The organism is Aquimarina sp. RZ0, assembly GCF_008370685.1.
Taxonomy (GTDB): domain Bacteria; phylum Bacteroidota; class Bacteroidia; order Flavobacteriales; family Flavobacteriaceae; genus Aquimarina.
Genome location: NZ_VTZU01000026.1, coordinates 14,983 through 29,411, shown reverse-complemented (window position 1 = coordinate 29,411; position 14,429 = coordinate 14,983). Strand labels below are relative to the sequence as shown.

11 protein-coding genes are annotated in these 14,429 nt (G+C 33.9%); 5 read left to right on the top strand and 6 right to left on the bottom strand.

The genetic code is table 11. The features are described 5' to 3' along the window. Positions 1-39 precede the first annotated feature (39 nt). The 4 genes from F0000_RS11425 to F0000_RS11410 are packed head-to-tail and all read right to left on the bottom strand — an operon-like array spanning position 40 to position 4,083. Entirely contained in the window at positions 40-738 is a 699-nt protein-coding gene (locus F0000_RS11425) for an NADH:ubiquinone reductase (Na(+)-transporting) subunit D (protein ID WP_149624849.1), read from the bottom strand. 3 nt (positions 739-741) lie between these two features. Then, positions 742-1,497 carry a Na(+)-translocating NADH-quinone reductase subunit C gene (locus F0000_RS11420; RefSeq protein ID WP_149624848.1) on the bottom strand — a complete coding sequence of 252 codons (756 nt, stop codon included), beginning with the start codon at positions 1,495-1,497 and terminating at the stop codon, positions 742-744. Between the two features lie 2 nt (positions 1,498-1,499). Continuing rightward, positions 1,500-2,726, bottom strand: coding sequence for an NADH:ubiquinone reductase (Na(+)-transporting) subunit B (locus tag F0000_RS11415; protein WP_149624847.1), 1,227 nt, complete (start codon positions 2,724-2,726; stop codon positions 1,500-1,502). 4 nt (positions 2,727-2,730) lie between these two features. Beyond that, entirely contained in the window at positions 2,731-4,083 is a 1,353-nt protein-coding gene (locus F0000_RS11410; RefSeq protein WP_149624846.1) for a Na(+)-translocating NADH-quinone reductase subunit A, read from the bottom strand. Positions 4,084-4,273: 190 nt separating this feature from the next. Here F0000_RS11410 and F0000_RS11405 point away from each other — a divergent pair, with 190 nt between their 5' ends. The 4 genes from F0000_RS11405 to apaG all read left to right on the top strand — a co-directional run bounded on the left by F0000_RS11405 (position 4,274) and on the right by apaG (position 10,690). Beyond that, positions 4,274-5,539, top strand: coding sequence for a DUF5103 domain-containing protein (locus F0000_RS11405; protein ID WP_149624845.1), 1,266 nt, complete (start codon positions 4,274-4,276; stop codon positions 5,537-5,539). 108 nt (positions 5,540-5,647) lie between these two features. Then, positions 5,648-6,844, top strand: coding sequence for a DUF3667 domain-containing protein (locus tag F0000_RS11400; protein ID WP_149624844.1), 1,197 nt, complete (start codon positions 5,648-5,650; stop codon positions 6,842-6,844). A gap of 881 nt (positions 6,845-7,725) precedes the next feature. Beyond that, positions 7,726-9,891 (top strand): beta-agarase, encoded by a 2,166-nt coding sequence (locus tag F0000_RS11395; RefSeq protein WP_149624843.1) that lies wholly within the window; start codon positions 7,726-7,728, stop codon positions 9,889-9,891. Positions 9,892-10,303: 412 nt separating this feature from the next. Then, entirely contained in the window at positions 10,304-10,690 is a 387-nt protein-coding gene (apaG, locus tag F0000_RS11390) for a Co2+/Mg2+ efflux protein ApaG (RefSeq protein ID WP_149624842.1), read from the top strand. Here the strand turns inward: apaG and F0000_RS11385 are convergent. Both F0000_RS11385 and F0000_RS11380 read right to left on the bottom strand, forming a co-directional pair. Beyond that, on the bottom strand, positions 10,683-11,675 hold the full coding sequence (locus F0000_RS11385; protein WP_149624901.1) for a DUF6695 family protein: 993 nt from the start codon (positions 11,673-11,675) through the stop codon (positions 10,683-10,685). The genes apaG and F0000_RS11385 overlap by 8 nt on opposite strands. 56 nt (positions 11,676-11,731) lie before the next feature. Further along, positions 11,732-12,448, bottom strand: coding sequence for an NRDE family protein (locus tag F0000_RS11380; RefSeq protein WP_149624841.1), 717 nt, complete (start codon positions 12,446-12,448; stop codon positions 11,732-11,734). Positions 12,449-12,785: 337 nt separating this feature from the next. Here F0000_RS11380 and pruA point away from each other — a divergent pair, with 337 nt between their 5' ends. Then, a complete protein-coding gene (gene pruA / locus F0000_RS11375) occupies positions 12,786-14,414 on the top strand; it encodes an L-glutamate gamma-semialdehyde dehydrogenase (protein WP_149624840.1) in 1,629 nt (542 codons plus the stop codon). The last annotated feature ends 15 nt before the right edge of the window (positions 14,415-14,429 follow it).

The following is a 14,429-nucleotide window of genomic DNA, read 5'->3' as shown; positions in this document are numbered from 1 at the left end:
TTAGATCGATTACACGATCAACGCATAACTGTGAATTTTCTAATGATCTTCGATGAGTTCTTTATTTCTACTTCTCTGAATCCAAATAATAATTCCCACGGTAATTAATGCCATTGGCGCTAATACCATAAAACCATTATTTTCATATCCAAAAGCATATAATCCAGTTTTCTCGATTGGATCTCCTAATACCTTAGCTCCAAATAATGTTCCTGATCCCAGTAATTCTCTAAAAAAAGCTACAATCACTAACAACACACCATATCCAGCGGCATTTCCTATTCCATCGAGAAATGACTTCCACGGACCGTTACCCAAGGCAAATGCTTCAAAACGTCCCATAATGATACAATTGGTAATAATTAATCCTATAAATACGGAAAGCTCCTTACTTAATGAATATGCAAAAGCTTTTAACACCTGATCTACAACGATTACCAAAGCGGCTACCACGACTAATTGAACAATAATTCTAATTTTGGAAGGTATAATATTTCTCATTAAAGAGATTACTACATTACCAATACCCAAAACAAAAATTACTGAAATTGCCATTACAATCGACGGCTTTAATTGTGCAGTAATTGCTAATGCAGAACAGATTCCTAATACCTGTATTGTAATAGGATTATTATCAGCAAGCGGATCTGTTAATAGTTTTTTATTTTTCTTCGAAAATAAAGGCTCCTTAGGCTCTTTTACTTTAACTTCAACTTTTTCTTCTGTTACTTCAGCCATCTGTTATTTTTTTAAAGTTTCGAAATAAGGTTGATACATCTTTATTCCCTTCTTCACCATTGCTGTTACTCCATCTCCTGTGATCGTTGCACCAGCCATTGCATCTACTTCGTTATCACTTTTATCTACATTCTTCGGATCTGCATTTCCTTTCTTTACGGTAATTCCTTTATAATTACCAGAGGCATCTAATATGCTCTCACCGATAAAGTCATCTCTAAAATAGGCTTCCTTAATATTAGCACCCAATCCTGGTGTTTCTCCTTTATGATCAAAAAACGCACCTTTCACTGTCTTAAACTCCTTATCCAGAGATACATACCCCCAAATAGCATCCCAAAGACCATTACCTCTCATTGGTACTACAAAATACTCCTCTCCATCTTTTTTACCAATAAATAACGGTAATTTTCTAGTATAATTGGCATCTTGCTTTACTTTATCATTTTCCTTTTTGACCTCTATATCAAAAGCTTTTGGAGTTTTTTTAGCTGAACTACCAGTAATGATATATTGTTCATCTCCGACATATTTGTCAAATAATTCCTGAGCTTTCTCAGCAGCTACGAATTCATTAGGGTCTTCGGTATCTGCAATACCCATTGCAAATAAAATATTTTGCTGTTTCTCAGTTCGCTTATTGGCATCGATCTTATCCTTTAGGGATGATGCTGTAAAAGCCAATAATGAACCAACCACCACCACCATAGCTATAGCAAAGATGATTGTATATGAATTTTTATCTGTATTAATCGCCATGACTAAGCCGTTTTTAATTTTAAACGTTTCATTCTCTTCTTGATATTACCCTGAACTACATAATGATCAATTGTAGGGGCAAATACATTCATCAATAGAATAGCTAACATTACTCCTTCTGGATATGCAGGATTGAATACTCTTATTAAGATTGAAATAAACCCAATCAGGAATCCATAAACCCATTTTCCTTTATTAGTCTGAGATGCAGTTACCGGATCTGTAGCCATAAATACTACTCCAAATGCAAAACCACCAATAATCAAATGGTGCCAGAATTCTGTACTCATTAAACTATAAAATTTACTTCCGGAACTAATCCATTCTGCGCTTACCACACCATTAAAAATTAATCCCATTGCCAAAGCACCAAGTACAGCACTTAGCATAATTCTCCAGCTTCCGATCTTGGTAAATATTAAGAAAAGCGCACCCAGGAGTATCAACAATGAAGAAGTTTCTCCAACAGAACCTGGTATGAATCCTAAAAACATATCAGAAACACCATAAGATATCTCTTTCCCCTGAGCTAAACTACCTAGAACAGTTTCTCCAGATATAGCATCTAATTGTGCTCCGCCGGCAATGTCGCCTGCTCTCTCTACCGCTCCGTGAACCCATACTTTATCTCCAGACATCCAGGTAGGATATGCAAAGAACAAAAAAGCTCTTATCGTTAATGCAGGGTTGAGGATATTCATCCCCGTACCACCAAACACTTCTTTACCAATCACTACTCCGAATATCACTGCTACTGCTAGCATCCACAATGGCGTATCTACTGGTACAATCAAAGGAACTAACATCCCTGTTACCAAATATCCTTCTTCTACTTCGTGACCTTTAATCACTGCAAATAAAAACTCTACCGCTAATCCTACTCCATAAGAAATAATTACAAGAGGCAACACTTTCCATAATCCAATAGAAGCATTTGCCCAAGACCAAAATTCACCACTAAAAAAACTATCTGCAGCTTCTTTTAGTTCACCTGTAGCTAAGTTGTGCTGATAACCAGCATTAAAAATTCCAAATATTAAACAAGGCACTAATGCCATAATTACCGTATTCATCGTACGCTTAAGATCATCAGCTGCACGTACATGAGCACCAGAGTGCGTAATTTCATTCGGTAGATATAAAAAAGTATGGATTGCATTAAATGCAGGAGCCATCTTCTTATCTTTATACTTAAGTTTTAAGTTATGTAGTTTATTTTTTAAACTCATGACGCTATCCTATTTCTTTTAACATTAAATCTAGCCCTTCTCTAATGATCTTCTGATGTGGCTGCTTAGAGACGCAAACAAATTCTGTCAGTGCAAAATCTTCTGGAGCCACCTCATACATCCCCAGCTGTTCCATTGCATCCAAATCATTGACTGCACATGCCTTTAACAGCTGTAATGGGTAAATATCTAAAGGAAAAACCTCTTCATAATTACCTGTTACCACAAACGCTCTATGCTCGCCATTGGTATTGGTATTAAGATCATATTTTTTATTCGGGAATAACCAGGAAAAAGTAAGTGCTCTAGATGGAGAAATCTTATTAAAAATAGGTTTATTCCATCCAAAAAGCTCATAATCATCCCCTTCAGGTATCACCGTGATTGCATTATGATAATATCCTAAATTACCATCAGGCTTTACATTATCACCAGTAAGCACGCCTCCACTGATAACCCTTATGTTATTATCTTTTACACCAGAATCATAGATCACAGAGGATACTTCGGCACCAATTTTGGTTCTAAAATACTTAGGGTTCTTAATAGAAGATCCTGCTAATGCTACAACTCTTTCGGCATTGAATTTACCTGTCAATAGTAGCTCTCCTATAATCACCAGATCTTGTGGAGTTACCACCCAGACAACTTCTCCCTTATTTATAGGATCTATTTTTGCTATTTGCACGCCTACATTTCCTGCAGGATGTGGGCCACTAACCGAGTGAACTGTAATATTATCTAATCCGGTAAAAGGAGAATTTCCTTTTTTCCCAACAGATACGTGTACATCTCCTTCTGTTAATTTGTTTAATGCCGTAACAGCTGTCTGCAGTTCTTGTTCTTTACCTGCCAAAACATAGTCAAAATCAGCAGCCAGTGGTGCTGTGACATACGCAGATATAAAAATAGCTTTTGGACTAACATCCGGATTAGCAATTACATCATAAGGACGTTGTTTGATAAAAGGCCAACAACCTGAAGCTAATAGATGAGTTTTTATTTCTTCTCCACTCATCGCTTTTACATCCTTTACTGCAAAGTCTGCGTATTGTTGTTCTTTATCTGCTAAAATTTTAAATGCTAAAATTTTTCTTTTAGCTCCTCGAATAATTTCCACAATCTCTCCGCTTACTGATGAAGGGAAAAGCATGTTTTCATTAGATTTGGAGTGAAAAAGTGGATCGCCGGCTTTAACTTCTGTACCCTGTTTGGCAATAACCTTTGGCACAATACCGTGAAAATCGTCAGGCTTAATTGCGTAAACATTACTTTTGGTAGCATCGGCAGTAATTTTTTCTGCCTCGCCAACAAGCTTAATGTCTAAGCCTTTTCTGATACGAATGTCTTTTGACATATTTGTAGTCTATGTTAATTAACTAAAAAAATCGTGCAAATTTAATAATTAAAACACGCACGTGAAAGCTGGCACTAGTATAAGATTTTATTTATAACCTTTCTAAATAATGTTTTTTTTAACTTAAAATACATACTAAATTATTTCGGCACACAGTTTGTTTATCTTTACGCAGCTAACTTTATAATAAATGTCACAAAAACTTACACAATTCGTATTTTTATTAGCATTATTGGGCATTGTAACACAATCAATCAATGCACAAGAAGTTAAAGAAGTAAACCCGCCTGATCATATAAAAACAATTCAGTTATTTGGTGGAGCAGAATTCTCCGGAACTCCTGTTATAAAACTTGGAGAACCATTACACATCAGATTTGATGATATTAATGGTGACGAAGTAGATTATTACTATAAGATAACTCATTATAATTTTGACTGGACACCCTCTCCTCTATATAAAAATGAATACATCGACGGCTTTGATGATGTTCGAATTTTAAACTATGAAAATTCATTTAACACCTTACAAATGTATAGTCATTATATATTAGATATCCCTAATGAAGATACACGAGGACTAAAAGTAAGTGGTAATTATATGCTGGAAATGTATGATAGTGATGATGAAATTGTTTTTTCAAGAAAATTCATTGTATATGAAAATCTCGCTACTATAAAAGTTTATACCAAACGATCTAGAAATCTAAATTTCATCAATACTAAACAATCTGTACAGTTCGAAATAAATTCTCCAAATGAAATTCTTAAAAACCCTAAGCGAACTGTAAAAACGTTGGTTATTCAAAATAATGACATAAAAGGTGCTATTACAAACCTTATTCCACAATTTACAATTGCAAACACGCTGGTATATAAATATGATACTGAATCCAGTTTCTGGGCAGGCAATGAATTTCTTTTCTTCGACAATAAAGAAATCAGAGCTTCCTCTATTAATATCAGAAATATTGATTTGCAAGAAACCTATCATAATTATCTGTATACTGATGTTGTGAGAGCAAATAGAAATTACACATACCAACCTGATATCAATGGCGGTTTTGTCGTTAGAAACTTAAGAGCCGATGACAGTAATACGCAAGCAGATTATGCCTGGATACACTTCTCTTTAGAATGTTATGAACCTCTGGGAGATGGAGAATTACACATATTTGGCAATTTTAATAATTACGTTACTGACGATTCTACAAAACTTGAATATGATAAGGAAAGAGCCATTTATTTTACAAAAAAACAGTTTAAACAAGGTTTTAACAACTATAAATATGTATTAGTAAAACCTGATGGCTCGATTGACCGCGGTTTTATAAGTGGTAATTTTGATGAAACAGAGAATGAATATATGGTCTTACCATATTACAGAGCCCCAGGAGCAAGGTATGACAGAGTCATTGGCAAAGGCACTGGAAATTCAAGAAATATAACCAATTAAAATCTTAATTTCTCTTTTCAGCCTTATTCTAAATGCTTTAAAAAAATTATTTTTAGATTGTAAGAAAATACGTTTACTTTAGCTCCTTAAGGAAATTATCTATTGTGAATGAAAGAAAAAGGGAGATTTCTCAAAAAATACAGAGGAAACAAATGTCTTAATTGCGCCACTCCTCTCGACATCCTTGATAAATATTGCCATAACTGTGGACAAATCAATACTACCAAAAAAATATCGCTTAACGATTTTTTTGGAGAATTTCTATCAAGTCTTTTTTCGTATGATTCCAGATTAGCGCACACCATTAATGCTTTACTCTTCAGTCCCGGAAAAATATCAAAAGAATATATCGAGGGCAAAAGAATTAAGTATGCCAATCCTTTTCGGTTTTACCTCAGCGTTTCTATTATATTTTTTATTATTAATGGTCTTTTTATAGATTTTGATAGTTTTACCTCTGGAGTAAAAGATGGTGTAGAAACTACTAGAGAAAAAGGTGTTAAAACTATCGATTCGATAAAACAAAATTTTGATGGAGAATTAAAAATCAATTTAGACTCCTTACCTGAACATATTGGAGAGGGGTTTCCTATCAAAATAGATTCTTTACCACAAAATCTAAAAAAGGAATTCTCAATCGAAACAGATTCTTCTGGCAACGCTACCATAAATCTTTCTTCTTTGATAAAAAAAGAAAAACAAAAAAAAGAGGTTATATACTATACCCAGGAACAACTTGATACCATCAGCATTATATCAAAAGGGTTCAAACTATGGCCGATGTATGAAGATTATCACGATCGCACAAAAGAAACATCTACATACAGAGCATTAGCAGCGTTAGAGCACAGACCAAATTGGTTTAACAAATATATATATCACAGGGTTCTCAAAACTGCCGATTTAGAAAATAATTACGGCAAAGAGTTACTTGAATTTCTTTTTAATAAACTACCATTTATTATATTTTTCTTCCTCCCGTTTTTTGCATTAAGCATATGGCTTTTATACCTAAGAAGACCATTTAATTATATGGAACACTTAGTATTCACATTCCATACCCAAACGATGTTTTTTATTCTTATTGGCACAGGAATTTTAATAAATATGATTACCAAAAGTGAAACTCCTTCTGCAATTGCAGTATGGGTTTTTCTGTTTTATTTATACAAGGCAATGCGCAAATTCTATGGTCAGAGCAGAATCAAAACCATATTTAAATTCTTTTTAGTAAATACATCCTTTTTCTTTTTGGCAGCGGTTGGATCACTTATTACTATACTGGGATCAATTTTCATATTTTAATAAGAATACATCAGACCAACGTATACATTAAACTCATCTCTTAGTTGTTTTAAACCTAAAAGTTTATCCTTTATCACTTAATAGACTGATTTTTTTCAATATAGCTGCAGTTACTGTTAAAAAAAATCAAAGTTAGGATGTTATACATTTTCTGATTTGAAATCAGCTATAAAATTCACTCTTTTTATTCCATACTTCGGATTAAAAATAATTTGATTCAGTTTACTGTGATTTTATCAGGAACTCGTATAAAATGTAAATTGTTAACAAAATCATTACACAAATCGAACCCACTAAACAATCAACAAGACTATCTAATTCTTTTTGAGCAATCTACTGTATAAACAAAGTGTTTTTATTAATCATCGGGTTAATTATCGGAGCACTTCAAGTGTAACTAACCTTTAAATTATTAACAATTATACATTACTTTTCTTAAAATTATCTTAACAAATATATTTTTTTGTTAATCCACAATTTGATTTACAGAATTTTCAAACCCCCTAAAAAAGTACAAACCATAAAGTTTTATCATGCTATATCAATAATTGTCCATATTAAATCAAGGTGCTTTCTTTTAAAACCTAAAACAATTCGGCGATATTTACATAGTATTACTAACCTGAGTTTTATTATTAATATAGAAGAAAAAAACCGTCAATTTGAGTACTTTGACGAAGGGAAGGTGTATCGAGAATAGGTTTCTATACCCAAAACACTTGTTTTTGACACAAAATTCTTATCAGAATTTCACTCAAACGGACGCGCTTGGGATTAATCGAACTCGGGCAACTAAACAACTATCTATGGTTACGATACCTGATTACATTTATAGATCTAAATACATAAGCTTATAACCAAGTAAAACTATTAATATTTTTATGCAGACTACTCTATCAAAAATTATTAAACGCTCTTCCTTTATATTATTCTTTATTTTTTGTTCTTGTCAAAAAAGTCAAAATACTCAAAACAGTACAATAGCCCAAAACAGTGCGAAGTCTCAAAATATTGAGGATACTCATGAAAGTCTATTACTATTTGATTTTGAAAAAGACTTAAAAGAAGAAGCTATAAAAACTATCAATGCTGACTATGAAATCATACGCAACGGAAATAGTAAGAAATTAAAGGTACAGACCAACACACATATAAAAACTCCCGGTATAAAACTCTACAGAACCAAAGACAATCTTTGGGATCTAAATAATTTTTATCAGGTAAAAGCCGATGTTTCTAACCTCAGTAAAGAGGACTTGCAAATTGAAATGTTTGTAGGTAATGATCCAGATGGATTAATACGGTGGTATTGCTCAGACTATGTAGATTTAAAACCAGGACAGACAAAAACGATTACAGTTAACCTATCCTGGACTCCCTGGGTGTTCTCTCCACAACCTGAAGTTGTAGGAATGCGTGGAGTTCCTGGAATTATAAAAACTGATCTGGATGCTATTGCAGAACTACAGTTCAATACTCGATATGCTACTTCACAGAGCACCTTTGCTATTGATAATATAATTGCCAAAGGAAAAACACCTGTAAAAGATCCTAATGGGTTTTTCCCTTTTGTAGACGCATATGGTCAATACAAACATAAAAAATGGAAAAACAAGATACTAGACGATAAGGATCTAAAACAAAAAGATTCTATAGAAATCATAGAACTGCAAGAAAATGCAAGTCCGCCAAATAGAAATCAATACGGAGGATGGACAAAAGGTCCGCAATTAAAAGCAACTGGTTTCTTTAGAACTGAAAAAAATAATGGAAAATGGTGGATGGTAGACCCAGAGGGATATTTATTCTGGACAGCGGGGTTAAATTGTGTGTCCTCCCAATCAGCTACCACTGGAATTGAACATAGAGAGCATTATTTTGAAAAACTACCTGATACAAGTCACAAAAATTTTAAAACCTTTTACAACAAAAACACTTGGTCTACCCACGGTTTTTACAAAGATAAGATTCCTTATAAAACATATAATTTTTATCAATCTAATCTATTCAGAAAATATGGTGATAATTGGTTAGAAACCTTTAGAGATCGTGTTCATAAAAGATTTAGAAGTTGGGGAATTAACACTATCGGTTTTGTTTCTGACGATGGTGCTATATTACAAAAAAAAACTCCATACACGGGTTCCATCTGGATTACTGGAACTCCAAAAATTGAAGGTTCTGGTGGATTCTGGGGTAAATTTCATGATGTATTCGATCCTAATTTCAGAGCTATGGTCAGAGATGCTGTAGAAAGACAAAGAACAGGAGCTGGAGATCCCTGGTGTATTGGATTTTTTGTCGATAATGAGTTATCCTGGGGAACCATTGGATCTCTATCTATCGGTGCTTTAAAAAGTCCCGCTACCCAGCCTGCAAAAATAAATTTCATAAATGAACTGAAAGATAAATACACCTCTATAGAAGCGCTAAACACTGTATGGAAAACAACGCATACTTCCTGGGAGCAATTACTAAAAACTACTGTTCCTCCAAATAAAGATGCCGCTAAAGAAGACCTAACAGCGTTCTATCAAAAAATTGCGGATTCATATTTCAGGATAATTAATGAAGAATTAAAAAGGATTGCTCCTCATCAAAATTATTTAGGTTGTCGTTTTGCCTGGGCGAATAATGATATTACGCTGAAGGCTGCTGCAAAATATTGTGACATCATGAGTTTCAACAAATATGAAAATAGTGTAAAAGATGTGACACTGCCGCAAGGAGTCGACAAACCGATAATGATTAGTGAGTTTCATTTTGGAGCTACCGATAGAGGGATGGCTCATCCTGGAGTTAAAGCATCAAAAAACCAACAAGAAAGAGCACTTTCTTATCAGAATTTTGTAACAGGCGCCTTAGAAAACAAATTGATTGTAGGTGCGCATTGGTTTCAGTATATTGATGAAGCTTTTACAGGAAGAGGAGATGGAGAAAATTATAATATTGGTTTTATAGATGTTGGCGATACTCCATACAAAGAATTAATAGATAAAGTTCGACAAACGCTTTATCCTATGTATGAATATAGAAACAAACAATAGGTATATTAAAAGAATACTAAAAAAGAGGGTGTTTTAAAAAAGTACCCTCTTTTTTAATATCCATTATTTAACAAAACAAGTATCATCATTTTTTCTCCCCAAACCTAGTATCACATCTCGTAAGGAATAAACTAAATTCCTTACTTTATAAAAACAATCAAATTTTGTTTACAGATGTCCTTATGAGAAGCTTTAATACGATTTCATCCTAAATAAAAAATATCCAGATTCGTATGTGAATAGCTAATCAATTTAATATGTTTTCGTACGTGTAAAATCCACCCTGCATAAGCCACCATCAGCCTATACAGACTAAAACTATTGTTAAATTTCCATATGCAAGCATATTATTCTTTATCTTAGCATAAATTGCATTTCTCAATTAATTAAGGGTTAATGTTTATATTTTGATATGGTTCAACAAATAACCAGAGGCATAAAGATTTCGGTGGACACCACCTTTGAGGGTACGTTCTTTAAGAACTATAAGATCCATTTTGCCTTTGGGTATCGTATTACAATAGAGAACCAAAGTAAAGATTCTGTACAACTCACTTCTCGTTTTTGGGAAATCAAGGACGCACTTAGTAATGATGAGATTGTTGAAGGAGAAGGAGTTATTGGCAAGAAACCAGTATTAAAACCAGGAGAATCACATACCTATAATAGCGGATGTTTATTAAGTTCACCTTTTGGAGCTATGAAAGGTCACTATAATATGATCAACTTTACTTCTACCAGAAAATTTAAAGTTATGATTCCAAGCTTTAAGCTTAGTTCTCCTTTTGCACTTAATTAATTCTTTTTACTAAATCGAATTTAATAATCTTCCCAAACTGTCTTACATGGCAATATCTACAGTGTGAATCATAAACAAATTTATATTCTTTAGATATATCAAACATAGACATCGCTCTAAACAGTCCCACAAAATCTTCATCTCCGTATTCTGTATATCTTCTTATCTCAAATAATGATGTGTCAGTAGCATTTTTTTTAATAGTAAAATATGCACTACTACCTATACCAGATAAAAAGCAGGCATTTTCTAAATGTTTTGGAGCAGTAGCCTTCTGTTTATTAATGATTCCTGCATTTTTTTTATCAAAATAATTCGTGAGATTCTCTTTAAAAACAGAATTAGGATATTCTATTAACTTACCATCTTCTACCTGGTAAATTATATTCTCCATTGATGCTTTCTCTACATTCCCCAGTGGACTTGGCGTAAATGTCTTATTACGTAATAACGGTTTTCTAATTTTAGAATTATCAGTACTAATCAGTATAGTATCCGTAACAATCCTTGAACAATTGCTACCTTCTTTTCTGAATGTAGAGTATGGGATACTACCTCGACTTTGCATTTCTAGTAAATATGCTTTTGCCCGATCATAAGAAACATAGTCACATACAGAAGCTACTAATCGACCGCTTCCATGTGTCTTTTCGGGATGACGCTCTAACCATAACAAAAACTGATCTATATTCTTTAATCTTCCATCCGCGGTAAAGATAGCATTAAATGGAATCTCTAATTCTACATCTGTGACAGCACTGCGTACTCTTCCCTTTCCTGGAGGAGTAATATACCTTCCAAAATCATAATACTCTGCAATACCAGTTTTATTTTCGATCAGCACAAGAGCAGCATGACCTCCTTTAATAATTCCATTCTTACCTAGCCCAAATAATTGCAACAGTGCAGTAGATGTTTTCTCATCAGAAAACTGAACAAAAGTATCAGGAAAAGCCAGAGAAATTATTTTGCCCGTGTAGTTCATCACACGTTTAAAATTTTAATTAATACCATATTCAAAAAAGAAATCAGAAATAAATTTTAAGCAGTGATTGCTTCAAAAACAACTGTGTTTACTTCATTACACTGAAGATCTTCATAGCGCATAGAAAGTTCTTCTTCATTTTTAACAATCTGCGTAACACTTCTTGTTTTAAGAGTTCCTCTATCTATACGCAAATCTATATTTTTATTTCCAACACCCGCATTCTTATGAAAACCCAAAAGTGTATCCTGTGTGAGAAAAACATCTTGTTCAAAAGCTCTAAACCATTCTCTTCTTATAGCCTTCATCTCATCTGTATACAAAGTAGAAGATGACCATATATGAGTTTCTTTTTCTAACTCTCTAAAATGTTTTTCTTTCCCATCCCATACAATCTCATAAAATATAAGATCAGATTGCCAATTGGCAGCAACAATTGTAAAAGGTTCAATCCCCTTATAATTGTACCCCATAATAGCCTTTTCCAGATGATCAGCACTCAATAAATCTTTAACCACCACTCCTCTGCTTTGTCTGTATGATGCTGCTCTTTCATGAATTTTAAAACCTCCATTAAGCAAACAAATCATTGTGCTCTTATCACTCACCCCTATCCAGGTTCCACCAGCAACAGCATCCTTAGGAAATAACATTCGAGTATTATTCACCTGATAAAACTCAGGAAGTAGTGTTTTTCTGTTTATTGCTTCATCTCTATTAGAGGTTAATATAAAATTATTTTCTTGAGTTGGGATTAACGTAACTGTACACATAGATTTCTGGGTCGACTAAATATCTTACAACTTACAAAAAAAATTACATACTATATATGTAACTCATTTAGACTTTTTCTATTACACATTAAAATCGCATTTTAAATCCGTTTTTCACCATATCTATATTCGTCTAGGTTGTATTTTACTAGTAAAAATAAATTAATGCGAACTATCAAAATTTAGACTTTCTACAAAACCAACACGTCTGAAAACGTACATTGTTTATAAAAGGTTAAATTAAACATTAGCCTTTATAATTTTCTATCTTTGTCAATCAAAATGACTAACTCACTAAACTGTCATATCTTACTAACTTAAACAAATACTTTGTACTATGGGAAAAGGTTTTTTTCAAGTTCCTACAGCCATAAATGAACCTGTAAAATCGTATGCTCCCGGAACTTCTGAGAGAGAAGAAGTTCTGGCCAGTTATAAATCAATGTATAATTCATCAATTGATGTTCCTCTACTTATTAATGGAGAAGAAATCAGAACTGGAAATACAGGAATCATGGTTCCTCCTCATGATCATCAACACGTTTTAGGCACATATCATAAAGCAGAAAAGAAACATATACAACAAGCTATTGATACTGCTCTTGAAGCAAGAAGTAAGTGGGCAGATTTAGCCTGGGAACAGCGTGCTGCCATTTTCTTAAAAGCTGCTGAATTAATTGCTGGTCCTTATAGAGCTAAGATCAATGCCGCCACAATGCTGGCACAATCCAAAAATATCTATCAGGCAGAAATTGATGCTGCTTGTGAGTTTATTGATTTTTTACGTTTCAATGTAGAATTTATGACTCAGATCTATGAAGATCAACCAGACTCCACTTCTGGAGCCTGGAACAGAATAGAATACCGCCCGTTAGAAGGTTTTGTATATGCGATTACTCCCTTTAATTTTACTGCTATATCAGGAAATCTTCCGGCTAGTGCTGCTTTAATGGGGAATACTGTGGTTTGGAAACCTAGTGACAGCCAGATTTACTCGGCTAAAGTTATCATAGATATTTTTAAAGAAGCAGGAGTTCCTGATGGTGTGATCAACGTTGTTTATGGAGACCCTGTGATGATTACTGACACCATTTTGGCAAGTCCTGATTTTGCAGGAATCCATTTTACAGGAAGCACCCATGTATTTAAAGATATCTGGTCCAAAATAGGGACTAATATTCATACGTACAAAACATACCCCAGAATTGTAGGAGAAACAGGAGGCAAAGACTTTATTGTAGCGCATCCTAGTGCAGATGCCAAACAGGTTGCCACCGGGATATCTCGTGGAGCATTCGAGTTTCAAGGCCAAAAATGTAGCGCTGCCTCCAGAGCATATATTCCTAAAAGCTTATGGTCAGATATAGAAAAATATCTTCTGGAAGACATCAAATCTTTCAAAATGGGATCTCCTGAGGATATGAGTAATTTTATTACTGCAGTAATCCACGAAGGCTCTTTTGATAAATTGGCTAACTTCATCGATCAGGCAAAAGAAGATAAAGAAGCAACCATAATTGCTGGCGGTGGCTATGACAAATCCAAAGGTTTTTTTGTAGAACCCACCGTAATTCTTACAGAAGATCCCAAATACACTACGATGTGTACTGAACTATTTGGACCAGTAATTACCATATATGTTTATGATGATGACAAATGGGCAGAAACATTAGACCTAATAGATACTACTAGCGAATATGCACTAACAGGTGCTATTTTCTCCTTAGATAGATATGCAGCTGCAGAAGCTACCAAAACATTAGAAAACGCCGCAGGTAATTTTTATATCAATGACAAACCTACTGGAGCTGTTGTAGGGCAACAACCTTTTGGTGGAGCCAGAGCCTCTGGTACCAATGACAAAGCGGGATCATACCTTAACCTATTACGTTGGGTATCTCCAAGAACTATTAAAGAAACATTTGTATCCCCTACGGATTATAGATATCCTTTTTTAGGAGCATAAACTATAAAAGTAAAT

Coding starts and splice junctions, on each gene's coding strand:
- F0000_RS11425 (WP_149624849.1), bottom strand. CDS start 738: ATGGCTGAAGTAACAGAAGAAAAAGTTGAAGTTAAAGTAAAAGAGCCT.
- F0000_RS11420 (WP_149624848.1), bottom strand. CDS start 1,497: ATGGCGATTAATACAGATAAAAATTCATATACAATCATCTTTGCTATA.
- F0000_RS11415 (WP_149624847.1), bottom strand. CDS start 2,726: ATGAGTTTAAAAAATAAACTACATAACTTAAAACTTAAGTATAAAGAT.
- F0000_RS11410 (WP_149624846.1), bottom strand. CDS start 4,083: ATGTCAAAAGACATTCGTATCAGAAAAGGCTTAGACATTAAGCTTGTT.
- F0000_RS11405 (WP_149624845.1), top strand. CDS start 4,274: ATGTCACAAAAACTTACACAATTCGTATTTTTATTAGCATTATTGGGC.
- F0000_RS11400 (WP_149624844.1), top strand. CDS start 5,648: ATGAAAGAAAAAGGGAGATTTCTCAAAAAATACAGAGGAAACAAATGT.
- F0000_RS11395 (WP_149624843.1), top strand. CDS start 7,726: ATGCAGACTACTCTATCAAAAATTATTAAACGCTCTTCCTTTATATTA.
- apaG (WP_149624842.1), top strand. CDS start 10,304: ATGGTTCAACAAATAACCAGAGGCATAAAGATTTCGGTGGACACCACC.
- F0000_RS11385 (WP_149624901.1), bottom strand. CDS start 11,675: ATGAACTACACGGGCAAAATAATTTCTCTGGCTTTTCCTGATACTTTT.
- F0000_RS11380 (WP_149624841.1), bottom strand. CDS start 12,448: ATGTGTACAGTTACGTTAATCCCAACTCAAGAAAATAATTTTATATTA.
- pruA (WP_149624840.1), top strand. CDS start 12,786: ATGGGAAAAGGTTTTTTTCAAGTTCCTACAGCCATAAATGAACCTGTA.